We start from the raw sequence: 23,185 nt of genomic DNA on the forward strand, positions 1-23,185 counted from the left end.
CCTGCTCCGCGCCGCCGGATGGCGCGCGCCGGGAGCCGCGTCCGCGCCCTGAGGCCGTCGGTCGTGGAGCCGCGCGCCGCCGCGGGGGGCGCTCAGGCGCGCTCGCCGAGGTAGAGCCGGAGGGCGCGCACGGCGCCCTTGCGGTCGAACGGGACGCCGACGAGGTCCTCGCGCTTCGAGATCTGCTCGAACAGCTTCATCAGGAACTCGAAGAACGCCTCGCATTCGCGGATGGCGGCGTCGAGCCGCTGGGGGTCGAGCAGGTCGCTGTCCTCGAGCGCCGTCATCGCCGAGACGAACGCGTCGACGCGGGGGTAGTCGCCCACCCGGAGCAGCGGGTAGCCCATCGCCCGGAAATACGAGAGGAACTCGCGGACGAACGCGAAGCTCGCGATGCCCGTCCACCGATCGGGCGCGGGGCCGGTGATGCGCGCCTTGCTCGCGAACGCGCGCGCGATCTGGGCGAACATCCACACGTCGCGCCGGAGCCGATCGCTCGTCGCCCGGCGCGCCGCCTGGTCGTCGAAGACGCGCCCTTCTTCGAGCTTCGCGCCGAGCGACCGGCCGAGGAACAGGATGGCGTTCTGCAGGGCGGGTCGGAGGCCGTGCGAGACGGCGCGCAGGCGCATGCGGAACTCGGACTCGCTCACCAGCGCGTCGGCGGGCGGCAGGTCGTGCTCGAAGGCGCGGCGCATCTCGAGCCGCAGGTTGGCGGCGAGGCCGGTCAGCGCGGCCTTCGTGGAGAGGAGGCGGTGGCCCTCGGCCGCGAGCTCGTCGTGGCGCGCGACGATCTCGCTCGCGGGCACGCGCAGCAGATCGCGCTCGAAGCTGTCGGCGAGCAGCGCGCCCGCGCGGCGGCGGAGGTAGTTCGAGAGCGCGCGCGCGTCGCTGCGCAGGACGGCGAGCACCAGGTAGCTGCGCCCGGCGACGCGGTGATCCGAGTGATCGAGCGCGATGGCGTCGAGCAGCCGGAGGTAGCGCAGCATGCGGAACAGCGCGAGGAACGTGAGCGCCACGAGGCGGTGCGCCTGCTCGCCGGGCACGCGGTGGATCAGCTCGAGCACCTGCGTCGACGCGATGCGATCGAACTCCGGGCGAAACTCGAGCGCGTGGAGCGGGTTGAAGAACGTGCTCTGGGCGATCTCGCGCATGGCGGTCGCGAGGTGCGCGTAGAAGAGCCTGAAGCTCACCCGCGGCAGCCGGAGCAGCCCGCCGGCGACCTCGATGAGGTTCGTGAACCCGTGCCGCAGCACGAAGAGGCTCGACTCCGGCGACTCCTGCGCCATCGTCGCGTGGAGCAGGCGCGTGCGCGCGGTGTCCTCCGGCAGCACCGTCTCCAGGTAACGCTGGAAGACGAAGGCGCGGTCGCGATCGCCGAGCATCGCGCGCGTGAGCTGGACGACGCGCGCCATGCCGTCGCGGGCGTGCTGGAGGTGCTCGTGGAAGTCGTGGCTGACGATCGTCTGGCGCCGCCCGGCGCCCGGGTGGTTCCGCGGGTTCGCGAAGCAGGCGACGCCCTTCAGGAGGATCTCTAGCTCGAAGAGCGTCTCGTCCTTCTTGTCGGCCGCGAGCCGGGCGAACCACGCCTCGCGGGCTTGCTGCTGCTCCCGGCGCAGGCCGCGCGTGTCGCGGAGCAGCTCGGCGTAGGCGTTGCGGCCCGGGTAGCCCGAGCCGCGCAGGATCCCCGAAGCGTCGCTCGACACTGACGTGCTCCTCGCCGGCGATGCGCCGCTAGTAGTTGCGTCGCTTGAAGTCGAAGGGGTAGGTCAGCACCGTCTCCTTGCCGCTCGGCGAGCGCGCCCACGTGATCGACTTCGCGAGCTCCGCCATGCACGACTCGATCTGCGGCGCGGTCACGTCGCTCTTGTCGCGCACGATGGTGGCCTCCTCGAGGGTCCCGTCGGGCTTCAGCTTGAGCTGCCACGTGATCCGGCCCTGCGCGCCCGGGTGCTTGCGCGCGTAAAGATCGAAGCAGCAGCGGAAGCCGTCGCGCCGCGCCTTGATCGCGTCGACGAGCGGCTGCAGGCGATCGCTCGAGCCCGCGTCGGCGGAGGTCATCGCGTTGTTCATCACGACCCCGCCGTCCGGCGGCTCGTTCGTGATCTCGGAGGCGATCGCCTTGCAGTCCTCGACCGTCTCGGGGGCCTTCCCGCGGCCCGCGGGCTTGTTCGCCTGGGCCGGCTCGGCGGCGCCCGGAGCGGCGGCGCCGGGGTCGGCGGCGCCCGGCGCAGCGGCGCCCTGATCCGCGGCGGCGGCCGGCTGTGACGCGGGCGGGGAAGACGCGCCGAGCGGTGCGCTCTCCGGCGGCGAAGGCGGCGCGGTGCCGCTCGAGCAGGCCGCGAACAGGGTCGCGGCGAGGAGGACTCCGGTGAACACGGCGCTGGCAGTGGCGCAGGGACGCATGGCGCGCATACTAAACGGTCCTGCCGAGCGGAGGCGAGGCGCCTTGCGTTTTTCTCCCCTCGCGCCGACGATCCGCGCTCTCCTCACGGATCTCGTGAAGATCCCGCCGGTTCTCGTGGCCTGCGCCGCCCTCGCCGCCCTCGCGCCGGCGGGCTGCGATCCCGTCAGCGAGCCGCAGCTTTGCGGGGAGATCCCCGAGGGAGGGTGCCCGCTCGGCCGGGGGGGGACGTGCGACGACGACGCGTGCCGTGCGCTCCACGACTGCCGCGAGGGAGCGTGGACGATGGTCGCGCGCTGCGATCGACCCGGCGAGCCCGCGCCGGACGCGGGCGCTGGCGGTGGTCCGGGCGACGCCTGCGAGCGCGTGATGCTCGATCGCAGCGGCGAGGCGTCGGGCTGCGCGCCCGCCCTGCAGGAGCCGGACTGCCCGGCCGAGGCCGCCGAGACGTGCGCGGAGGCCGCGTGCCGGACCGGCTGCGTGGACTTCTTCCTCTGCACCGAAGAGGGGTGGAGAGCCGTCGCGTACTGCGACGAGCAGGGGCGCGTCACCGCGGCGCCTTGGCCGCGGGCCGCGGCGCCTTGGCCGCGGGCTCGACGGCCAAGGCCTCCGGCAGAGCCGGGACGGGAACGGGCGGGGGCCCCGCGCGGGGCGTCAGCCGGCCTTGAGGAAGGGGCTCCACTCGTCGAACGAGTGCGGCAGCCCGAGCAGGATCTGCATGGTCGCCGACCACCGCGGCGGCACCGGCTGGCGGATGAGCCGCATGCTGGCCTCGTCGGGCGTGCGCCAGCCCTTGCGGAGGTTGCACGTGCGGCAGGCGGTCACGAGGTTCTCCCAGGAATCCTCCCCGCCGCGCGATCGGGGGAGCACGTGGTCGATGTTGAGGTCGCGGACGGGCGGGCGGCGCGCGCAGTACTGGCACTGGTGCGCGTCGCGGAGCATCACGTTCTTGCGCGTGAGCCGGATCGTCGGCCGCCGCATGCGGTCGTAGCGGCGGAGGTGGAGGACGCGCGGCACGCGGAGCGAGCCGCCGACGACAGGGAGATGATCGTCCTTGTCCCGCACCGGCAAGCTCCGCCAGGCCGAGAAATCGTGGAGGTCGCCTGCTTCGTCGATGGCGAGGGCCGCGCCGCCGAAGAGCAGCAGGAAAGCGCGGCGCGCCGTCGTGATCTGAACAGGCTGGAAGAAGCGGTTCACCACGAGGACCGGCAGATCGAGCGGCTCGGCCCTGCGGTCGCGGCGGAACCCTGAGAACTCGTCGCCGAGAATGGGCTCCTCGTCAGGAGGGCCCCCCGGGACTGTGGCTACCCCGTTCGGCACGCCCGGGAGTGTAGCAACGAAAGTCCCCGCGAACATCCGGCGCCGCGCGGCAGAAATCCTGCTGTGCTGTCTGCCGCGGCCGCGCGCGGCGCGCGGGACGCGCCCGCTCTCCCTGTAGGGGCGCGCCGCAGAGCTGGCTCCGCTTCGCGCGGCCCGGTTCGCGCGGCCCGGGGCGGCTTCCGCGTCGCGCGGCAGCGCGGTGCGGCCGGCCCCACGCCGCCGACCGGGGGCGCCGCCGACGCCGCGCGGCGGAGCGCTTTCAGTCGGGCGCGGGTTTCGCTAAGACGCGTCCATGTCGAGGGACGGTCGCCACCGCGGGTGGCGCCGTCGCGGTGGGGAACCAGATCGGATGACAGAGCAACGCGATGGAGCGGAGCCCGAGCGGACGACCGGCGAAGAGCCGGCCGTCGGCTCGCCCTGGGATGATCCGATCGAGCGCGCGCCGCTCGTGTTCCTGGACCTGGAGATGACCGGGCTGCGCCCCGAGAGCGATCGCGTCATCGAGGTCTGCGCCGAGCGGATGCGGGGGGACACGTGCGAGGACGCGATCACGTCGCTCGTGCGGCCCGAGCCGGACGTGTTCGGCAACGCCCACGTGCACGGCATCGATCCGCGGGAGCTCGCGGGCGCGCGCACGTTCCCCGAGCTCTGCGATCGCATCGAGCAGGTGCTGGCGGGCGCCGTGATCGTCGCCCACGCGGCCGCGTGGGACGTCGCGTTCCTCGAGGCCGAGCTCGCCCGGGCGGGCCGGGCGAGGCGCATCCCGTACTACCTCGACACGCTCGTCCTCTCGCGCCGGGCCTTCGCCCTCCCGAGCCACAGCCTCGCCTCCCTGTGCCGGGAGCTCGGCGTCCACCGCGAGCGCGCCCACCGCGCCGAGGACGACGTCCACGCGCTGCGCGCCGTGTTCCGCAAGATCGTGGAGGTCCTCGCCCCCCGCACGCCGCGCGACCTGTGGCACGTCCGGATCGGCGAGCGCCACGCCCGGCCGGCGCTCGTCGCAGCGGCGGTGCGCGCGGCCGAGCATGCCGCCACCGTGCGGATGCGGTACCGCCCGGCGCGCCGGGGGCCCGAGGAGCTCGTGGTAAGGATAACGGGGGTGCGAACGGACCTCGACCCACCCCGGGTTCTCGGCTATCTGCTCCCGTCGCGCAGCCGTCGTGAGCTACGGGCCGATCGCATCCTGGCGATCGAGCCGATCTCGCCGGGAGAGCTCGCCCCGGACGGCACGGCGCGAAGGGCCTGAGATCCACGTGCGAATCCACTCGAACCGTACCGCGCCGACGAGACGCTCCCCTGTTGCTGTTCGCCTCGGCGGCCTGCTTGCCGCGACGCTCCTCGCCGCGTGCTCGACCATGATCGGCCCGGAGACCGCCCGCCCGCCGGCGGCGGAGAAGTGGCTCGCCCGCGCCCGGCAGGAGTTCCAGTCCGCCGACGTCGACAACGCGCGCGACGCTGTCGCGAAGGCGCTGACGATCGTCCCGACCGACACGGAGGCCCGGCTGCTCGCGGGGCGCATCGCGCTGGCGCGGCTCGACTACGCCGAGGCGCTGCGCCTCCTCAAGGGGGTCGCCGGCTCCGAGGCGGCCGGGATCCGCGGGCGCGCGCTCTGGTACAAGGGCGACCTCGACGCCGCCGCCGACGAGCTCGAGGCGATGCTCGACGATCCCGATGTGGTCGACGAGTGGGCGAAGTCGATCGCCAAGCTGGCGCGGCGCGGGGCGGGGAGGGCGCCGTTCACGATCTCGGGGGCGCTCCTCGCGGCGATCGAGATGCCCCACGTCAGCCCGGCCGCCCCGTTCTTCGTCGTCCCGCTCGAGATCGACGGCGAGTCGGCGCTCGCGATGGTGTCGACCGGCACCGGCGAGGTCGTCCTCGACAGCAGCACGCGCAAGGAGCCGAGCTGGGTCTCCCTCCGCTTCGGCAAGAAGCTCGAGGTCAACGACGTGCCCGCGCTCACGCAGGATCTCTCGGGCATCTCGAAGCAGATGGGCGCGCCCATCAAGGCGCTGCTCGGGGTGAACCTGCTCCGCCACCTCAACGCGACGATCGACTACAGCGGCCGGCAGTTCGTCGTGCGCAGCTTCTCCCCGCCGGCGCCGCCCGACGCGACGCGCGTCGACCTCGCCTTCATCAAGGGCGGCGGCATGGTGCTGCGGAGCAGCGTGAGCCCCGACAAGACCGTGCAGGGGCCGATGCTCATCGACACGTCGATGACGTTCCCGATCGCGCTCGACAAGGAAGGCTGGAAGAAGGCGGGCTTCGAGGCCGACGGGCTGAAGCGGGTCGAGCAGGATCCGGAGCAGAAGCTGAAGCAGGGCGTCGTGCCGATGCTGCGGCTCGGCGCGCTGGAGATCCCGAAGGTGCCGGGCGTGTACGGGGCGCCGCTCCAGGCGGTCGAGAAGCAGCTCCAGCTCGATCTCGACGGGGTGATCGGCGCGGGGCTGCTCGCCTACTTCCGCATCACCTTCGGCGACGGCGGCCGGCTCATGTGGATCGAGGACGACGTCGCCCTGAACAAGGTGCTCCGGGGCACCGAGCCGGCGCCCGCGCCCCCCGGCGACGGGCAGGCGCCCGCGGGCAACGTCGGGTCGCCGGCGCCCCAGGCGCCTGCGCCGGCAGCGCCCGCGCCCCAGGCGCCGGCGGCGGCCTCGCCGGCCGCGGCGCCCGCGCCCGGGTCGGCCCCGCCGGCCGGCACTCCCAGGCGCACGCCGGACCGGTGAGCGCCATGCCCAAGGAATTGCTGGCGGTCTACGCGGGGAGCTTCGATCCGATCACGTTCGGTCACCTCGACCTGATCCAGCGGGCGTCGAAGCTGTTCGATCAGGTGATCATCGCCGTCGGCCGGCACCCGACGAAGCGGCCGCTCTTCACCTACTCGGAGCGGCTGGAGCTCCTGCGGCAGACGACGAGCGAGGTGACGAACGCGCGGATCGACTCGTTCGAGGGGCTGCTCATCCAGTACTGCCAGCGGGTCGGCGCGCGCGTGATCGTCCGCGGGCTGCGCGCGGCGACCGACTTCGAGTACGAGCTGCAGATCGCCCACGCGAACGCGGACATGCTCCCCGGCGTGGACACGGTCTTCCTGCCGACGCGCACCCACTACGGCTTCGTCTCGGCGTCGCTCGTGCGCGAGATCGCGAGCCACGGGGGCGACGTCAGCCACTACGCGCCGGCGGTCGTCTGCGACGCGCTCCGGGCGAAGTTCGCCGCCGCGACGCCGTGAGCGACCGCCGCCTTCTTCAGTAGGTCCCGAACGGGGTCGGCATCAGCAGCAGCACGAAGAAGATCAGCGTCACCACCGCGATCGCCTTGCGCGCCGGCGACAGCTCGCCGGGCTCCGTCGGCGGGTGCTCCCGGCCGCCCACGCGCAGCATCACGTAGACCACGCCGAACCACGTGAGCCACGGCATCCCGTTCGCGACCGCGGCGCGGAGCGCCTCGGTGAGCCCCTCGGCGATGAAGTGCTGCGTGAAGTACGCGACGTTGCCGAGGAAGAGCACGAGCATCAGGTAGTGGACGGCGCGGCTGTAGCGATCCTGCCGCTTGCCGAACAGCGCGTACGCGACGTGCCCCCCGTCGAGCTGGCCGACCGGGAACAGGTTGAGCGCCGTGATCAGCAGCCCGGCCCACCCCGCCATCGCCGTGGGGCCGAGGAAGACGTCATGCCCCTCCTGGATCGGGCCGACCGCGAGCCGCCTTACCAGGAGGTAGAGCAGGCTCCGCCCCTCCTGGAGCGCGGGGCCCGACGTCGCGTTCACCTCCGAGTGCATCAGGCCGACGAAGAGGACCGGGATCGCGACAGCGAGGCCGGCCAGCGGTCCGGACGCGCCGATGTCGAGCAGCGCGTTGCGCGACTTGATCGTGCCCTTCATCGAGATCACCGCGCCCATCGTGCCGAGCGGGCTCACGATCGGGAGCGGGATGAAGTAGGGGAGCGACGCCTCGACCCCGTGCGCGCGCGCCGCGAAGTAGTGCCCGAACTCGTGCGCCAGCAGGATCGCCAGGAACGGCACGGCGAACGGCCACGTCTGCGGCAGCGCCTTCACCAGCGAGAGCACGCTGTCGTCCTGCGGCGTGATCGGAGCCCAGAGGGTGCCGGCGGCGAACACCGAGACGACCGTCAGGCAGAAGAGCGCGAGGTTCTTCTTCCAGCGGAGCGGAGCCGGACGCGACGTGGGCCTGGCGGCAGGCACCGCGGAGCTCGTCGCGGCTGGGGCGAGCTCGACGTCCAGGTCAAGCGCGCCCGGGGAGGAGAATCGACGATCGTCGGTCATGCGCCGCTAAGCGTGGCCGCCTCCTCGTCGCCGCTCAAGCGATCCGCGCGTTCTTGCGCTCGGGCCGGGCCGCCCGCGCCGCGTCCGCCCGATGGTGCGGCCGCGAACGTTTCGGTAGGTCGCCGGCGTTACCAGGCGGCCGGAGCGCTCTTCTCCGGCGCCGCTGCGCGCCTTTGCCCTTCTGCAGGCGCGACTGCGCTACGATCGATCCATGCCTCCTGCTCGCGTCGCCGCCGAAGCGCTCGTGGGCAAGCTCCTCTGCAACAGGTACCGCGTCGTGCAGCTCCTCGGCAGCGGCGGGGTCGGGCACGTCTACCTCGCGGATCGCGTCGGGAGGCCGCACGACGCCGCGCCCGCGCGCGTCGCGGTCAAGGTGCTTCGAGCAGAGCTCCGCGACGACCCGCTGCTCGTCGCGCGGTTCGAGCGGGAGGCCGCCGCGGCGTCGCGCGTCCGCCACCCGAACGTCCTCTGCGTCGAGGCGCTGGAGCGCGCCGGCGACACGCCGTGCTTCGCGATGGAGCTGCTCGTCGGCCTCGACCTCGCCGACACGCTGACCTTCGCCCGCTCGCTCGCCCCCGCGCGCGCGGTCCGGATCGCCGCCGACCTCGCCGCGGGCCTCGAGGCCGCGCACCGCGCCGGCGTGATCCACCGCGACGTGAAGCCGGAGAATGTGTTCCTCGTGCACGCCGCCGACGGGCGCGAGATCGTCAAGCTGCTCGACTTCGGGTTCTCGTTCATCCAGGAGCAGGGCGCCGAGGGCGCGCTCGTCCCCCGCGTCGTCGGGACGCCCGAGTACATGGCGCCCGAGCAGGCGCACGGCGCTCCCGCGGCGCCCACGGCCGACGTCTACTCCCTGGGCATCGTGCTCTACGAGATGCTCGCCGGCCGCGTTCCATTTCAGGGCCCGTACCCGGCCATCGCGGCGAAGCACGGGCGCGAGCCGCCGCCGCCGCTGCACCGGCTGCACCCGGGGCTGCTCATGTCGCGCGAGCTCGACGCGGTCGTGCGCAAGGCGCTCGTGAAGGATCCCCGCGGCCGGTTCCCGTCGATGGCGGAGCTGCGGCAGGCGCTGCTCGCGACGCCGGAGGCGAGCGCCGGGGGTCCGTCCGCCGCCCAGCCGGACGCCGCCGCGCCGCCGATCTCCGGGATCGGGCACTGGGGCACAAAGCCGTGACGTCCGCTCGCCCGGGAGGCTTCCGTCGACCCCCCTGCGCCTCGGCTTTGCTCTCACGGCGAAGCCCTGCTAGACGGCCGTTAGCATCTCTTGTTCCGGGCGACAGCCGGATCCGCTCGTCAGGCCGCTCCAGGCCGCGGCGAGCGAGCCGGCACGGTTCGGGGGTCCGCGGGCGCGGGCCTCATCAGCGCGGGTCGGTTCTCCAGGGGAAACTGGGATCCCAGCATCGCGCGCCAGTCGTCCTCCACTCCCTCCAGGCGCTGCCTGGCGCTTTCTCGGTTGCTGATTATGGGTCGCGCGACCCCATCTCCTGACAATGGCACAGCGGCGTTCCAGGACGCCGAACTCCCGATTTACGAGAGCCGCAGCGCCCCCGGGCTCCGCGCTCCGCCCGAGGGCGAGCCCATGCCGACGGACTCTGGCGTCCCCGACGAGGATCCGTTCCGGATCGAGCTCGTCGACGAGGACATCCCCACCCCGCGCCGCTACCAGGTGGTCTTTGACGAGGCGCGGATCGATCCGGACGTCCAGAAAGTCGTGCGACGCCTCGTTCGCCACGGCCACCAGGCTTACCTGGTCGGCGGCTGCGTGCGGGACCTGCTGCTCGACCGGCGGCCGAAGGACTTCGACGTCGCCACCAGCGCCCGGCCGGAGGAGGTCCGCGAGCTCTTCCGCAACTCGCGCATCATCGGCCGGCGGTTTCGCCTGGTGCACGTCCTCTTCCAGGGCGGGAAGGTCATCGAGGTGGCGACCTTCCGGCGCAACCCGAAGGAGGACGCCGACGACGGGAGCGAGCTGCTCATCCGCAGCGACAACGCGTTCGGCGTCGCGCACGAGGACGCCCTCCGCCGCGACTTCCGGATCAACGCGCTCTTCTACGACGTGGAGGCGCGGCAGATCCTCGACTGGGTCGGCGGCATGGACGACGTGCGCCGCCAGGTGGTCCACACGATCGGCGAGCCGGAGACGCGCTTCCGCGAGGATCCGATCCGCATCCTGCGCGCGCTCAAGTTCGCCGGCAGGCTCGGCTTCGCGATCACCCCCGACGTCTACGACGCGGTCGTCTACTGCCGCGACGCGCTCGCCCTCGCGGCGCGCCCGCGCCTGTCCGAGGAGATCCTGCGCCTCATGCGGGGCGGCCAGGCGCGCCGCACCATCTACCTCGCGTGGGAGACGGGCGTGCTCGACGTCCTCCTGCCGGAGGTCTCGGCGCTGCTCTACGACGATCGCGGCGACGACGGCCCGGGCCAGCGCCTCTGGCGCGTGCTCGACTACGTCGACCGGCGCACCGCCGCGGATCGGCCGCTCGACGACACCGTTCTCTGGACGCTCCTGCTCCTCGAGCCGATGAAGGAGGCCTGCGACGGCGTCCGCGATCGCGCCGCGGCCGTGGCCGACTTCCTCGAGCCGCTCATCGACCGGCTGGCCATCTCCCGCCGCTACGCCGACGGCATGCGGCGCATCGTGGCCGTCCTGCCGAGGCTGGCCGGCGGTCGCGCCGGCCGCTTCGCGCGGACGGACATCTTTCAGCCCGCCCTCGACGTGCTCGCCGCCGAGCTGACCGCGCGCGGCGAATCCACCGAGGCGATCGACCGGCTCCGCTCGGCCCCGCAGCCGCGGCGCCACCACGCGGACGCCCCGCAGTACCGGCGCTGATCGGCGACCGGGGACGGTCGTCGAGGAGGGGAAGGGGGACGGTGGACGAGGGCGGGTGACCGCGAGCCACGTCGATCGGCCGGCCGGCGTGGAACATCGCCGGGGTTTCTGGTTTCATAGCGGACCTTGATGTCCCCTCCAGCCGCGCGCCCTCGCCCCGCTCCACCGCCCGACGTCTCCGCGTCCCGGCGACGGCGCGGCGGCTGGGCGCGCAGCGCGCTCGTGTTCGCGCTCGCGTGCGCCGTGTCGCCGCTGGCCGACGCGCAGGGGTCGCTCCTGCACGAGTTCATCGCGCCGGATCCCGCGGAGGACGTCTCGCTGGCCACGACGACGCTGGACGGAGGGCTCCCGGCGGCGATCCAGACGCCGAGCGGCCTGGCCACCGCGCCGGATCCCCAGCGCCCGCCGTCGACCCAGCAGCAGGTCTACAGCAACGTCGGGTCCGACGCGGGCCCGGAAGCGTCCTACGAGCCGGATCGAGACACCCGCCGGCCGAACGTCGAGCGCTACGACGATCCGTTCTCCCCCGCGACCGCGCCGTTCAAGCGGCTGCAAGCGTACGACGCGGTGAGGGCGGACTACTCGCTCGTCGTCCGCGATCGGGATCTGAAGACGATCAAGGCGGACGCGACGGTCGCGGCTGGGGACGAGTCGTTCTACGGGGACATCGCGGTCGACCTCGTGCCGAACGAGCCGGTCCGCATCCCGACGGTCGGTCCGGACACGCGGCTCGTGCGCATGCACGTGAACCCCGATACACCGGTCGTCGTGCTGCGCGACGGCGCCGACAACTGGTTCGTGCGCGGCACGAAGAGCGCGCGCGTCCGGCTCATCGTGCAGCTCGCGATCGCCCGCGCGACCTTCGGCAGCGAGTTCGCCGACGTCGACTGGGGCAAGCTCGAGCGCTACCGCGCGCCGCAGGAGGCGTCGCACGAGGCGGCGTTCCGCCAGGTCGCCCAGGCGATCGGCATCTCGACCGCGATGCGGCCGCGCGACGTCGTGCAGAGGATGGTCGAGTACTTCCGGTCGTTCGCCCCTTCGGACGATCCGCCCAAGGGGCACGGCGACATCTACCTCGACCTCGCGCTCTCGCGCAAAGGCGTCTGTCGCCACCGCGCCTTCGCGTTCCTCGTCACGGCCCTGCACATCGGGATCCCGTCGCGGATGGTCGTCAACGAGGCGCACGCCTGGGTCGAGGTCTTCGACGGCTCGCTCTGGCATCGCATCGATCTGGGGGGAGCCGCGCTCAACATGGACCAGGAGATCGATCCGAGCCGCCCGCCCTACGTGCCGCCGCCGGATCCCTACAGCTGGCCGGAGCAGCGCGACTCGGGCCAGGATCTCGCGGACAGGACGCGCGCCGAGCAGGCGCAGCAGGGGCCGGCAGGCCCGGCCGGCAGCGGGAGCAGCCCCGCCGCGCCGCCCTCGGCGCCGCCGCCGCCACCCACGCCCGCGAACGATCCGAACGAGCGCCCGGCCGAGCGCACCGAGGTGGTCGTGACCGCGCTGGACAGGGACATCCGCCGCGGCTTCCCGCTCCACCTCCAGGGCGAGATCAGCAGCAACGGCGCGCCCTGCGCGCACGTCCGCGTCGACGTCATCCTGACGGGACGATCCGCGCCGCAGGGCGTGACGGTCGGCTCGCTCTCGACGGACGATCGGGGCCGCTACGACGACGCCGTCGTCATCCCCCGCGACGTCGCGCTCGGCGAGTACGACCTCGTGATCGCGACGCCCGGCGACGCCCGCTGCAAGCCCGGCCGCACGGACGCGGCCGCTCCGTGAGCGACGCGCCGAGCCGTCCGCTGGAGCCCCCGCGCGTGGCGGTCGGCGCCGTCGTGATCGAGCGCGGCCCGGACGCGGCCGGCGCGCCGCGCGTGCTCCTCGTCCGGCGCGCTCGCCCCCCGCTCGCGGGCACGTGGTCGCTCCCCGGCGGCCGCGTCGAGCCCGGTGAGCGGCTCGCCGACGCCGTCGCACGCGAGATCCGCGAGGAGACGGGCCTCGATGTCCGCGTCGGCCCGCTCGTAGAGGTCGTGGAGATCGTGGCGAGTCCGTATCATTACGTGATCCTCGATTACCTGTGCGAGTCGACCGGAGGCGCCCTCGCCGCCGGCGACGACGCTGCCGAGGTGGCCCTCGTGCCCGTCCCCGAGCTGCCGGCCTACGGCCTGACCGACGCCGTGCTCCGTGTGATCCACCGGGCCCTGGCGATGGCGGACGCGGGCTGAGACAGCGCGACGCAGGCAGCGCGGGGCCCGGCGCTGCCCGACGAAGGCGGAATGTCGCGTGACGCGCGGCTCTCCACGGCGGCAGGTCAGCGCCAGATAGTAACAGCGGTATTTTACTGTCGTGTCGCCATCTCATGCGCCTGCGACAGCCGGGGTGCACGGCATCGGTGTGATGGTGCCCGGTGAAATGTGATGAGGGCGGTTACTTCTACGATAACGGGTGATCGGATGAGCGATCGCACGAGAAGACCACGGTCAACGCGCGCCCAACGCACCGTCGACGCGCGCCGCCGACAGGCGCGGGCGATGCACGCGCTCGAGAGCGCACTGGTCAATTTGTATACACGCGGTGTGGTGCCCTCATTGTGTGGATTGCGGATCTTCTGGAGACGTCGTAAACCAGTCTGTCATGAGCTCAACGCGAAGAGCGCGGAAGGAGGAGCAGAAGGAGGAGCGTCGAAGGTTCATCATCGACGCTGCCTGGCAGCTGTTTCAGGAGACCCCGTATCCCGAGGTCACCATGGCGCAGGTCGCCGAGCGCACCAGGCTCGCCAAAGGCACGCTCTACCTGTATTTCACCACCAAAGAAGAGCTGTTTCTCGCGGTCGTCGATCAAGAGCTCGCGAAATGGTTTGACGATGTGAATATCCATCTCGCGCATTTCGGCGGCTGTGAGGTCGATGAGGGCGCGGCGCGCCCTCGGGCGTCGCGAGCGCGCCGCGGCGCCTCCGCGGCGTCCGGAGAGGACGCGGCCGCCAGCATCGCCTCGATCCTGTCGACCAGCCTCGTCGCGCGCGGCGCGATGACGCGCTTGCTCTCGATCCTGCACAGCGTCCTCGAGCAGAACGTCAGCTACGAGGCCGCCCTGCGGTTCAAGCTCTCGCTGCTCGCGCACGTCGAGCGCACCGGGGCGCTGCTCGAGCTGTGCCTGCCGTCGCTCGCGCCCGGGCAGGGCGGCCCGCTCCTCATCCGCATGTACGCCCTGCTCATCGGCATGCGCCAGGTCTGCGATCCGAGCGACGTGATCCGCGACATCCGCAGCCGGCCCGAGATGGGCCTCTTCCGGATCGACTTCGGCGACGAGCTCCGGATCTCGTTCGCGAGCCTCCTCAGCGGAGCGACCGCGTCGCCGGCCGTGCCGGAGCGGCTCGGCGCCCCGGTCCTGCGCGAGGTGAGCTCAGGGGAGCGGCGCCGCCCGGAGGGGTGAGGGGAGCGCGCTCACCACGGATCCCGCGCGGACATCGGCGGCAGGTGATCCGCGAAGGGCTGGTTGAGGATGCGGGCGATCACGGACTTCCACGTGGTCGCGTCGTTCTCGAAATCCTCGTGCCGCCGCGCCTCGGAGCCGTGGGGCGGAGGCCTCGTGTTGGGCCCCTTGATCCACTCTGCCCTCGGAAACACCATGGGCCGGTCCTCCCTGTCCTCGGTGAGGAGCGCGAGGACGTCGGCGTTCTCCGGATCGAGGAGCCCGGCCTCCATGCCGAGCAGCGAGACGCCGCTCGTGCCGGGCACCCGCGGGCGCCGCTCGAGCGCGTTGGAGACCAGGTAGAGGAGCGACCGGCCGTACACCTCGCAGTGGTCCTGGAGCTCCGCCTCGTCCGTGAGCGTGAACAGGGCGAAGCGCCGGACCATGCCGCCCTTGATGGACGGCATGTACGTGTCGCGGAACGCGTCGATGGCGCTCGCCGGCGCGAGCAGGGAGAGCGACTCGATGGGGAGCCCGAGCCCGAGCTGGCCGCGCATCGGCCCCCCCTCGATCCGCTTGCCCTTCTCCGAGGTGACGAGCTGCACGAGCGGCGCGAGCAGGAACGTGCCGCTGGAGTGGGCGACGAGGTGGAGCTCGATCTTCGGATCTCTGTCCATCAGCGACGCGAGACGGCCGATCATCTCGCGGAGGCCGCCGTGGTCGGCGTCCATCGTCGCGTCGCCCGCGGCGAGCTTCATGCGGTCCCACTCGGCCTTGCCGCCCATGCGGCGGACGAGCGGCTCCAGGGCGTCGTCGCGCCGGTCGATCATGAAGCCGAACGCCCGGGGATCGTAGCCGTCGTGGCGGCGGCCCTCCGTGGCGCGGTGGAGGATCTCGAGCAGGCGCGGGTAATGGTCGGTCTCCCAGAGCAGCTCGATCGGGTAGATCTCGTGCCCGAGCAGCTTCGGCCGGAGGCGCGACATGCGGTTGATCGCGTCGATCTGCCGACGCAGCCCGCCGCCCGCGATGAGCAGGAGGCGGCGGCGCCGCCAGCTCTCGGTCGCGCTCAGGAAGTCTTCTTCCATGATGATGCGGACGTCCTCCGAGGTCGTGCCGTAGGCGCCGCGCTGCTGGAGCTGCCCGTGCATGTCGACGCTGATGAGGTGCGGCCGCAGGCTGGCGAACGTGCGGCTCGCGGACGTGAGCGGGCGCAGCGACCGCGGCTGGTTCAGGCGGATGGGGACGCCGAGCCGCCCGACCCACGCGTCGAAGCCGTACTGGAGCCAGTCGTCGTAACAGAGCCGCCCGAAGCCGCCCTTGCCCCAGCCGGTGCCCCACGAGTTCTGGAGCCAGAAGCCCTCCGCGTCATACCCGATGATCGCGAACGCGTGGCCGCCCCAGGGGGCGATGAACGGGTTCGTCTTGTCGACCGGCGGGATGACGCCGCTCTTCTGGGTCCCGTAGTACCAGCCGCTGAACGGGATGAGCGCCGACGCGGCGATGATCCCGACCTCGGCGAGGGCGTTGTGCATCGCCGAGAGATCCTTGTGGTTCACGCGTTGATAGAGGCCGAGCGGGCGGAGCATCGCGTCGGCCGCGCGCTCGGGCGTGAGCGTGCCGTGGAGGTCGTTCGGGTCCCACGGCCAGTGCTCGTAGGCGCAGATACCGTGTTTGTGCCAGCCCTTCATGGCGCCCCTCAAGCTGGAGCCCCGCGCGTCGTCCTCGCCCGGGTACTCGTCGTAGCGGCGCGCCATCGTGTACACCATGTTCTGGCTCACGAGCCCGTAGTCCGGAGAGACCTTGCGCCTGCGCAGCAGGTAGTGGGCCATGGCGGCGACCGTGAAGCCGGTGCACCCGTTGTTCCTGCCCTGATCGAGCACCGGCACGCCGTAGTCCATGAAGCGCTCGGGCGGCATGACCGGAGGCACTTCCACCATCGTGGGGCGATAGAGGGTGTCCCGGAAATCGAGGACGTCCGCGCGAGCGTCGGTCGTGATGTTTCCGTAACGTTCGGAGTAACGTTCGGAGAAACGCTCGGAATCGATCATTGTGTCCCGTCTCGTGAAGTCGCCGAGTGTCGCACGGCCTTCGCTCCGGGCAAAGTCGGCGGCGCCCGCGCCGCGGACGAGTCTGCTCGTGATAGCGTCGCGCGAGGCGGCGCCGCGCGCGACGACCGGTGGAGGTGGGATGGGCGACGACGACGGCGCAGCGGGAACGGGGGAGGGCGCGCGGGGCGCGAAGGACGGCGTCGCGGCGGCGCTCGAGGTCGAGGTGCTGCGGCGGCTCGCGGCGCTCCGAGGCCGGCTCGGCGGCGAGCTCGGCGCGCTGTTCGACGAGCTCGCCGCGCGCCTCAGGCTCTTCGAGGGCGAGCCGGGCGAGGGCTATTTCTCGCACCCGATGGCGCTGCCGGTGCTCGAGCTGCCGCTGTGGGTCGCGACGCGGTTCGGCGCGCAGGGGCCCGCGCCGTGCGCCGGATCGCCGGGGATTCCGCCGCTCGCGGTCGATCTCGCCGAGGCCGCGGCGGTCGGATACCTGCACGTCCGGATCGAGGACGACCTGCTGGATGAAGGGCTCGGTGAGCCGGGCGCGGCGGTGCTCCTGTCCGGGGCGCTGTTCGCCCGGCACCAGGCGCTGCTCGCCCGCTCGCTCGCCGGCGAAAGCGCCTTCTGGGATCTGTTCGAGGAGGTGTGGCTCGGGTACGGCGAGGCGATGCAGCTCGAGCGGCGGCTGCACCGGGGCGGCGGCCCGCGCGACGCCGCGATGTTTCGCCGCGTGCTCGCCCGCACGCGCCCGCTGGTGCTCCCGGCGGCCGCGGCGCTGTTCGCGCTGTCGCGGCCCGAGCACCTCGCCGCCCTCGAGGCGTTCGTCGCCGCCCTCGCCGCGGCGCACCAGCTCTTCGCGGACCTGCTGCACGCGGAGAAGGATCGCGCGCTCGGAAACACGACGTACGTGCTCGTGCGGCTCGGCGCGCACGTCGAAGCGAGCGGCGCCGGGGCGTCCCGGTCGAGCGGGGCTGCGCAGCCCGACGACGAGCGCCGGCGCGAGCGGGACGGGGGCGATGCGACCGCGCTGCGCGCCGCGCTGTTCGTGCGCGGCGGCTTCGACGCCATCGTGGAGGGGGCGCGTTGTGAGCTCGCTCGCGCCGAGGCTGCCGCCGTGGCGCTCGGGCTCCCTGCGGCCGCGCGCTTCTGCGAGGAGCGCGCGCGGTACATGAGCGAGATCCAGCGGCGGGTATTTCTCGCGTTCTTCAGCGCGCTCGCCGGCAAGCCCGCGGAGAGCGTCGGCGCGCCGCGCTGAACCGGGTGCAATCGGGCGTGGACCGGGCGTGGACCGCGCGTGGACCGGGCGTGGACCGCGCGTGGACCGGGCGTCAACCCACGCAAGACGACGCGAACCGACGTGAGCCCACGCGCCGCGCGCCGTCGCAGTGACCCAGCGAACGCGCGCGGATGCGCGCGCTTCCACTTGCGAGCGGTTTGGAGGTCTCCTAGCCTCCCGAGCGAGAAAGCGAGGAGTCATGACGTCGAAGAAAACAGAGGCAGAGCTCATCGGTCGTGCCGTTGTGGATTCGAGCTTCCGTCAGCAGCTCCTCGCCGACCCCGAGCGCACCATCGCGGCGGAGGGGTACGAGGTCGGGTCGGAGACGCTCCAGCGCATCCGGGACGCCTCGACCTCGACGCCCGAAGCGGTCGATGCGGCCATCGCGGCCGCGGCGCGTGAGGGGGGAGTCGGTATGTGACGCTGTGCGCAGACGCAGGCGCGATCGGCGCCTGGCCATGGCTCGACCCGGACGACAAGGCGGTGTGCGAGCGCTCCTTGTCCGTGTTGCTGCGAGCGGGAGCCCTCGGTCGCGGTGACGCGGCGTGGGGGGCGCTCGCGATCGAGCGCGGCGTTGGCGCGCCGCCGGGGCGCAGCATCCCCTGGGCCGGCTGGGCGCTGCGGGTCTGCGGGCGCGCGTCCTCGCCCGCGGCGGCCGGTGACGCGGCGGTCGCCGTGGCCCTGGTGGCTGCCGGCGGCATCGAGGGCGCGCCCGACGCGCTCGCGCGGGGCGCGCTCGCCGGGCGCCTGCTGGCGCAGCACGTGGATGAGGCGCGCGTGCACGGCTGGCTCCTCGGCCTGGCCGAGCTCGCGGAGGCCTCGTGGCCGGACAACCCGGTGGTCGCGAGCGCCGCTTCTGGCGCCGCGGTCGCGCGCAGCGCCGCTGGCGGCGCGCGAGAGACGGTCGCCCTGTGGACGGCGCCCGCGCTCCTTTCGGGCGACGATCCCGCGCCCGCCCGCCGCTTCGGAGAGGCGGTGACGGAGCCGCTCTGGCTGATCGATGGGCTCGTGCGCCTCTGGCTCGATCCGGCCGCGCCGGACCTCGCGGCGCCGACGCTCACGCCGCTCCTCGCGCGCTGGCTCCGCGACGCGGACCTCGCCCCTCCGCTGCTCCGCGCCCTCGCGGGCGAGCGCGCGTCGCCGGTGCGCCGCCGCGAGATCCACGATCTGCTCGCGGGGCGCCCCTACCGGGCCGCGCTCGCCGCGCGCGCGCGGGGCGCGCTCACGTCGGCGCGCGAGATCGCCGCCAGCGCTCCCAGCGCGCGCCCGAGCGAGCGGGGCCTGGCCGACGCGCAGCGCGCGTTCGTCGACATGCTCGGAGAGCGCCTCCGCTTCTTCGAGGGGCTGATGTCCTTCCGCGACGTGCTCGGCGCCGGCGCGGCGCTCGGGCCGCCCCGCGCGCTGGGCGGCCCCGCGTCGCGGGACGACGCGGGCGCGGATCTGCGGGCGGCGGTCGCGTCCCTCGTGGAGGCGGCGCCGTGGTCGGAGTCCTGGGAGGTGCAGCGCTTCGGCGTGCTCGGATCGCGCGAGCAGCCCGTGGGGCACTGGTTCGTGCGGGCGACGATCCTCATGGCGCTGATCGAGATCGAAGAGGTGGGGCGCGACGCCCGCGCCGATGCCGCGGCGCTGCTCGACGAGATCCCGGCCGGGGAGCTCCGCTACTTCGGCGATTTCCGCGAGCTCCCGCCGGACGCGGACGACCTCGCGATCATGCTCCAGCTCGCGGCCGCGACGGGCGCCGCGCGGGAGCGGGCCGAGACGTGGATCGAGGTCATGCTGGCCAACGTGGGCGACGACGGCGTCGTCCCGACCTGGTTCTACCGAGGGCCCGCGGGGCCGACGACGCCGGGCGCGGCGTGGGCCGGCGATGACTGCTCGGCGGTGCGGCTGAACCTGCTCGCGGGGCTGCTCTCGTTCGACGCGGCGCGGTTCGCGCGGGTCATCGACGCGAACGCGCGGCGCGTGCTCGACGCGGCCTCGCCGGACGGCATCCGCGGCGCCTGCTTCTACGACGGCCCGTACACCGATCTCGCGTTCCTCCGCTTCGCGCGCCTCTACCGGCAGCACCGGGAGAGGGCAGGGGACGCGCCGCACGCGACCGATGTCGCCGAGGTCGAGGCCGCGACCCTGGCGCGGATGCTGGGCGCGCAGCGGCTCGACGGCGGCTTCGGGACGCCGCTCTGGACGGCCGCGTGCCTCGAGGGCGCCGCGATGTCCGGGTCGCCGGACCCGCTGCTGATCGAGCGGGGGCTGCGCTACCTCGGCGAGCGGCAGCTCGTGGACGGCTCCTGGCCGGCCGAGCCGCTCTACCGGACGCCGATGAAGCACGGCCGCGAGGGACACCACCAGGGCAGGGCGCTGACGACCGCGCTCTGCGCGCGCGGGCTCGCCGCGGCGCGGTCTCGGCTGCGCGGAGGGGAGCGGCGGGCATGAGCATCGAGAAATCGCCGGAGATCGTGCGGATCATCCAGGCGCAGGAGATGCGCGGCGAGCAGATCGTGAACCACATCCGGTTCGTGTTCGGGCTGCTCAGCCTCTACACGTTCACGCACGTGTGGACGGTCAACACGCCGGCGGCCAACCAGATCTTCGCGATCCAGATCGGCGGCTACCTCGTCTACTCGCTCCTGCTCTACGCGTTCTTCCGCCTGCGCCCCGACGTCTACGTGGGCTGGCTCAAGTACGTGAGCATCTTCGTCGATCTCGCGCTCCTGACGCTCACGGCGCTGGCGACGGCGAGGAACCACTCCGGGATGATCGAGTACTTCTCGAGCTACCTGGCGACCGTCTACGTGCTGTGGAACCTGATGTCGGGCTTCCGCTACAGCCTCGCGGCGTGCCTGTACTCGGCCGGGCTGTCGGCGCTCTTCAACTCGGTCGTGCTCGCGGTGACGGTCTGGACCGGCGCGATCCCGATCAGCGCGGTGTCCGTCTACGGCCAGAACGCGATCAACATCGCGGACCAGGGCCAGCAGGTCCTCTTCATCGCGCTCCCGGGCGTCGTCGCCGGCATCATCGCCCGCATATCGCGCAACCTGCTCCTCCGCGCCGAGGTGGAGTCCATGGCCCGCGTCCGGCTCGAGCGCGAGAAGCAGGAGCTCGGCAGGTACCTCTCGAAGGACCTCGTCGACTTTGTCCTCTCCGATCCGGGGCGGCTCAAGCTGGGCGGCACGCGCCGGCACGTCTCGGTGATGTTCACCGACATCCGCAACTTCACGCCGCTCACCGAGTCGGTCGAGCCGGAGGTCGTCGTCTCGTTCCTGAACGAGTACTTCACGGAGATGGTCGACATCGTGTTCCGCTACGGGGGCACGCTCGACAAGTACATCGGCGACGGCCTGATGGCGGTGTTCGGCGCGCCGCTCTCGGTCGAGGACGCGCCGAAGCGCGCCGTGGTCGCGGCGATCGAGATGGTGCAGGCCCTCGAGCGCATCAACCGGCGGAAGCTCCTCGGCGGCGGCGAGATCAAGATGGGCGTCGGGATCGCGACCGGCACCGTCATCTCCGGCAACATCGGGTCGCTCCAGCGGATGGAGTACACCTGCATCGGGGATACGGTGAACACGGCCTCGCGCCTCGAGCAGTTCAACAAGGAGCTCGGCTCCAAGATCATCGTCTGCCAGGCGACGTACGCGATGCTCGACGACCGCATCCCGGCGCAGCCGACCGGCGCCCTGAGCATCCGCGGCAAGAGCCGCCAGGTCCACCCGTACATCGTGGACCACCAGGACGTGTCGCCGGAGCGGCTCGAGGCGCTCCGGCGAGAGCTCCTCGGCGCGCCCCGCCGCCTGGAGTCGATGCCGCCGCGGGCCGAGGCCGCGCGGGCGGCTGCGTGGCGGAGCTCCGACCGCGACGGCGCTCAGTAGCCCGGGGAGGCCCCGGGCCGGCGCGGCGTCATGAGGGGGTCGCGCGGAAGCGCCGCACCCGGGCCGAGCCGGGGCCGCCGTCCTGGGTCGACAGGCCGAGCGCCGTGCGCGCGGGCGCGTGGAGGCGCTGGAGGACGCGGTCGAGCAGGCGGAGCGCGCCGTCGCTCATCTTCACGCCGCGCGGCGAGCGGTACCCGAACGCCACGCCGTCCACGACCTTGTAGGCGTTCTCCGTGGGCGAGGCGGGGCGCATCTCGACGACCAGCGCGCCGTCGCGCGTCTTCATGATGACGACGATCTCGCCCGGGCGCGCCGACGCCTCGACGAAGGTCCACCCGCCGGAGGTCGCCTCCTTGATCCCGAGCTCAAGCACGCGCTGGAGGTCCTGCCCCGCCGGCGCGAGCGTGGTCGCGCCCTCCACCCGGATCTCCCCGCCCGGCGGGACCACGCCGCTCCCGAGCGGCATCGCGGGCCGCCGCATCTCGCGCGGCCCGGGGAACGACCACATGTCCGGCGTGATCTCCCCGCCCTCGCGGTACGCCATCTCGATGAGGCGGCTGCGCTCGCGGGACAGCGCGTCCTCGGACCAGCCGAGGCAGGAGCGCATCATCAGCGTGAACGGGTCGAAGCGGAGCTCGAACGACGCGGGCGCGCGGGTCATGAGGTCGTCCGGGAGGACGAGGCTGTGGAGGATGCGCACCTTGCACGGGAGCTCGCGCGCGCGCTCGAGCGTGCGCCGGAACGTGACGGGACCGTCGCCCGGGAGGCCGAGGAGGATGTCCACCTCGATGTCCGTGAAGGTCGAGAGCTCCTCGATCACCTTCGCGAACTTCGACTCCCGGAAGGGCCGCTGCGTGCCGTCACCGGTGTCCTTGGTGAGCGGCGGCAGCCGCGCGCCGAGGGACACGCGCGCGACGCCGCGGAGGAACTCGAGGTGCTCGTCGTGCACGTGCTCCGGATCGATCGACGCCATCAGCGCCGCCTGCTTGAAGAAGCCGACCCGCTTCTCCGCGGCCACGAGGTTCCTGAACGCCTCCGCGTTCAGGTTGAGCGGGGCGTCCACGATCTGGACGCCCGGCGCGCCGGCGGCGAGCAGCGCGCTGAGCTCCTCGACGAGGTAGGCCTCCGAGAAGACCGCGGCGGCGGCGTCGCCCGTCGAGACGCCGCAGGTCGGGCAGCTCATGACGCCGCCGCGGCTGATCTCGAGCGGGACGATGCGATCGGTCGGCAGCAGCTTCAGGCGGATCGGCGACGGGAGCTCGTCGGGCGTCACGTGGGGCGCTTCGCCCGTCGACGTCCAGCCGTCGGCCGTGGGGACGTGGAGCCCAGGCACCGCGCGCAGCGCCTCGGGAGAGCGCTCGCCCAGGCGGACGATGTTCCGGAACGTGAGCTCGTTGCCGTGCACGAGGGCGTCGATGCACGCGGCGGCGTCGCGCCAGGGCGCGAGCGCGAACATCGCGGGGCGCGCGAGCGGACCGCAGAGGACGATCGTGCGCCCTGGCCGGTTGCGCTGCAGGTGGCGCGCGACCTCGATGAACGTGGGAAAGGACCAGACGTGCGCGGCGAGGCCGACAACGTCGGCGTCCACGGTCTCGACCTCGGCGACCCACGCGTCGAGATCCCTCGTCTGCGCTTCGATCACGTGGATCGGTACGCCGGCGAGCTCCGGATCGGCGAGCAAAGAGGCTTCGACACGACGGATTCCATGACTGAACGGCGCTCCCCCTCCGTCCGGCATGGTTGGCTCCATCGCGAGTAG

The 23,185-nt window shown here is 72.8% G+C and carries 18 protein-coding genes; 12 read left to right on the forward strand and 6 right to left on the reverse strand.

Annotated features, from left to right (window positions below):
* Positions 1-92 precede the first annotated feature (92 nt).
* From WMF24_RS08890 to WMF24_RS08900, 3 genes are all read right to left on the reverse strand, one after another.
* Entirely contained in the window at positions 93-1,703 is a 1,611-nt protein-coding gene (locus tag WMF24_RS08890; protein ID WP_437735945.1) for a hypothetical protein, read from the reverse strand.
* A gap of 28 nt (positions 1,704-1,731) precedes the next feature.
* On the reverse strand, positions 1,732-2,403 hold the full coding sequence (locus WMF24_RS08895) for an AgmX/PglI C-terminal domain-containing protein (protein ID WP_437735946.1): 672 nt from the start codon (positions 2,401-2,403) through the stop codon (positions 1,732-1,734).
* Between the two features lie 652 nt (positions 2,404-3,055).
* Positions 3,056-3,721, reverse strand: a complete 666-nt coding sequence (locus WMF24_RS08900; protein WP_437735947.1) for an HNH endonuclease — start codon at positions 3,719-3,721, stop codon at positions 3,056-3,058.
* Positions 3,722-4,070: 349 nt separating this feature from the next.
* Between WMF24_RS08900 and WMF24_RS08905 the strand changes: the two genes are divergently transcribed.
* The 3 genes from WMF24_RS08905 (at position 4,071) to coaD (ending at position 6,947) form a co-directional block, all read left to right on the forward strand.
* Entirely contained in the window at positions 4,071-4,967 is an 897-nt protein-coding gene (locus WMF24_RS08905; protein ID WP_437735948.1) for a 3'-5' exonuclease, read from the forward strand.
* A gap of 109 nt (positions 4,968-5,076) precedes the next feature.
* Positions 5,077-6,444 (forward strand): tetratricopeptide repeat protein, encoded by a 1,368-nt coding sequence (locus WMF24_RS08910; protein WP_437735949.1) that lies wholly within the window; start codon positions 5,077-5,079, stop codon positions 6,442-6,444.
* 5 nt (positions 6,445-6,449) lie between these two features.
* Positions 6,450-6,947, forward strand: a complete 498-nt coding sequence (gene coaD / locus WMF24_RS08915) for a pantetheine-phosphate adenylyltransferase (protein ID WP_437735950.1) — start codon at positions 6,450-6,452, stop codon at positions 6,945-6,947.
* Positions 6,948-6,963: 16 nt separating this feature from the next.
* Here the strand turns inward: coaD and WMF24_RS08920 are convergent, their stop codons facing one another.
* A complete protein-coding gene (locus tag WMF24_RS08920; protein WP_437735951.1) occupies positions 6,964-7,998 on the reverse strand; it encodes a site-2 protease family protein in 1,035 nt (344 codons plus the stop codon).
* A 211-nt stretch (positions 7,999-8,209) separates the two neighbouring features.
* Between WMF24_RS08920 and WMF24_RS08925 the strand changes: the two genes are divergently transcribed.
* The 5 genes from WMF24_RS08925 (at position 8,210) to WMF24_RS08945 (ending at position 14,263) form a co-directional block, all read left to right on the forward strand.
* Positions 8,210-9,172, forward strand: a complete 963-nt coding sequence (locus WMF24_RS08925; RefSeq protein ID WP_437735952.1) for a serine/threonine-protein kinase — start codon at positions 8,210-8,212, stop codon at positions 9,170-9,172.
* A gap of 405 nt (positions 9,173-9,577) precedes the next feature.
* The gene (gene pcnB, locus WMF24_RS08930) at positions 9,578-10,828 is read left to right on the forward strand and encodes a polynucleotide adenylyltransferase PcnB (RefSeq protein ID WP_437735953.1); all 1,251 of its coding nucleotides are present in this window, start codon (positions 9,578-9,580) and stop codon (positions 10,826-10,828) included.
* Between the two features lie 129 nt (positions 10,829-10,957).
* A complete protein-coding gene (locus tag WMF24_RS08935) occupies positions 10,958-12,613 on the forward strand; it encodes a transglutaminase-like domain-containing protein (RefSeq protein WP_437735954.1) in 1,656 nt (551 codons plus the stop codon).
* Positions 12,610-13,056: an NUDIX hydrolase gene (locus tag WMF24_RS08940; RefSeq protein WP_437735955.1), complete on the forward strand. Its 447-nt coding sequence runs from the start codon at positions 12,610-12,612 to the stop codon at positions 13,054-13,056. The genes WMF24_RS08935 and WMF24_RS08940 overlap by 4 nt, the downstream gene beginning before the upstream one ends.
* A 409-nt stretch (positions 13,057-13,465) precedes the next feature.
* Positions 13,466-14,263, forward strand: coding sequence for a TetR/AcrR family transcriptional regulator (locus WMF24_RS08945; RefSeq protein ID WP_437735956.1), 798 nt, complete (start codon positions 13,466-13,468; stop codon positions 14,261-14,263).
* Positions 14,264-14,274: 11 nt separating this feature from the next.
* Here the strand turns inward: WMF24_RS08945 and WMF24_RS08950 are convergent, their stop codons facing one another.
* Positions 14,275-16,290, reverse strand: a complete 2,016-nt coding sequence (locus tag WMF24_RS08950) for a C1 family peptidase (RefSeq protein WP_437735957.1) — start codon at positions 16,288-16,290, stop codon at positions 14,275-14,277.
* A gap of 139 nt (positions 16,291-16,429) precedes the next feature.
* Between WMF24_RS08950 and WMF24_RS08955 the strand changes: the two genes are divergently transcribed.
* From WMF24_RS08955 to WMF24_RS08970, 4 genes are all read left to right on the forward strand, one after another.
* The gene (locus WMF24_RS08955; RefSeq protein WP_437735958.1) at positions 16,430-17,539 is read left to right on the forward strand and encodes a geranylgeranyl pyrophosphate synthase; all 1,110 of its coding nucleotides are present in this window, start codon (positions 16,430-16,432) and stop codon (positions 17,537-17,539) included.
* A 220-nt stretch (positions 17,540-17,759) separates the two neighbouring features.
* Positions 17,760-17,981, forward strand: a complete 222-nt coding sequence (locus WMF24_RS08960) for a Franean1_4349 family RiPP (RefSeq protein WP_437735959.1) — start codon at positions 17,760-17,762, stop codon at positions 17,979-17,981.
* Positions 17,978-19,993 (forward strand): hypothetical protein, encoded by a 2,016-nt coding sequence (locus tag WMF24_RS08965; RefSeq protein WP_437735960.1) that lies wholly within the window; start codon positions 17,978-17,980, stop codon positions 19,991-19,993. The genes WMF24_RS08960 and WMF24_RS08965 overlap by 4 nt, the downstream gene beginning before the upstream one ends.
* Entirely contained in the window at positions 19,990-21,426 is a 1,437-nt protein-coding gene (locus WMF24_RS08970; RefSeq protein WP_437735961.1) for an adenylate/guanylate cyclase domain-containing protein, read from the forward strand. Before WMF24_RS08965 ends, WMF24_RS08970 begins: the two co-directional genes overlap by 4 nt.
* A gap of 28 nt (positions 21,427-21,454) precedes the next feature.
* On the opposite strand, the gene WMF24_RS08975 is transcribed toward WMF24_RS08970, so the two are convergent.
* Positions 21,455-23,107: a B12-binding domain-containing radical SAM protein gene (locus WMF24_RS08975; RefSeq protein WP_437735962.1), complete on the reverse strand. Its 1,653-nt coding sequence runs from the start codon at positions 23,105-23,107 to the stop codon at positions 21,455-21,457.
* Positions 23,108-23,185 lie beyond the last annotated feature (78 nt).

The organism is Sorangium sp. So ce1335 (genome assembly GCF_051521615.1).
Lineage (GTDB): Bacteria > Myxococcota_A > Polyangia > Polyangiales > Polyangiaceae > Sorangium.

Coding starts and splice junctions, on each gene's coding strand:
- WMF24_RS08895 (WP_437735946.1), bottom strand. CDS start 2,403: ATGCGTCCCTGCGCCACTGCCAGCGCCGTGTTCACCGGAGTCCTCCTC.
- WMF24_RS08905 (WP_437735948.1), top strand. CDS start 4,071: ATGACAGAGCAACGCGATGGAGCGGAGCCCGAGCGGACGACCGGCGAA.
- WMF24_RS08910 (WP_437735949.1), top strand. CDS start 5,077: ATGATCGGCCCGGAGACCGCCCGCCCGCCGGCGGCGGAGAAGTGGCTC.
- coaD (WP_437735950.1), top strand. CDS start 6,450: ATGCCCAAGGAATTGCTGGCGGTCTACGCGGGGAGCTTCGATCCGATC.
- WMF24_RS08920 (WP_437735951.1), bottom strand. CDS start 7,998: ATGACCGACGATCGTCGATTCTCCTCCCCGGGCGCGCTTGACCTGGAC.
- WMF24_RS08925 (WP_437735952.1), top strand. CDS start 8,210: ATGCCTCCTGCTCGCGTCGCCGCCGAAGCGCTCGTGGGCAAGCTCCTC.
- pcnB (WP_437735953.1), top strand. CDS start 9,578: ATGCCGACGGACTCTGGCGTCCCCGACGAGGATCCGTTCCGGATCGAG.
- WMF24_RS08935 (WP_437735954.1), top strand. CDS start 10,958: ATGTCCCCTCCAGCCGCGCGCCCTCGCCCCGCTCCACCGCCCGACGTC.
- WMF24_RS08945 (WP_437735956.1), top strand. CDS start 13,466: ATGAGCTCAACGCGAAGAGCGCGGAAGGAGGAGCAGAAGGAGGAGCGT.
- WMF24_RS08950 (WP_437735957.1), bottom strand. CDS start 16,290: ATGATCGATTCCGAGCGTTTCTCCGAACGTTACTCCGAACGTTACGGA.
- WMF24_RS08955 (WP_437735958.1), top strand. CDS start 16,430: ATGGGCGACGACGACGGCGCAGCGGGAACGGGGGAGGGCGCGCGGGGC.
- WMF24_RS08960 (WP_437735959.1), top strand. CDS start 17,760: ATGACGTCGAAGAAAACAGAGGCAGAGCTCATCGGTCGTGCCGTTGTG.
- WMF24_RS08970 (WP_437735961.1), top strand. CDS start 19,990: ATGAGCATCGAGAAATCGCCGGAGATCGTGCGGATCATCCAGGCGCAG.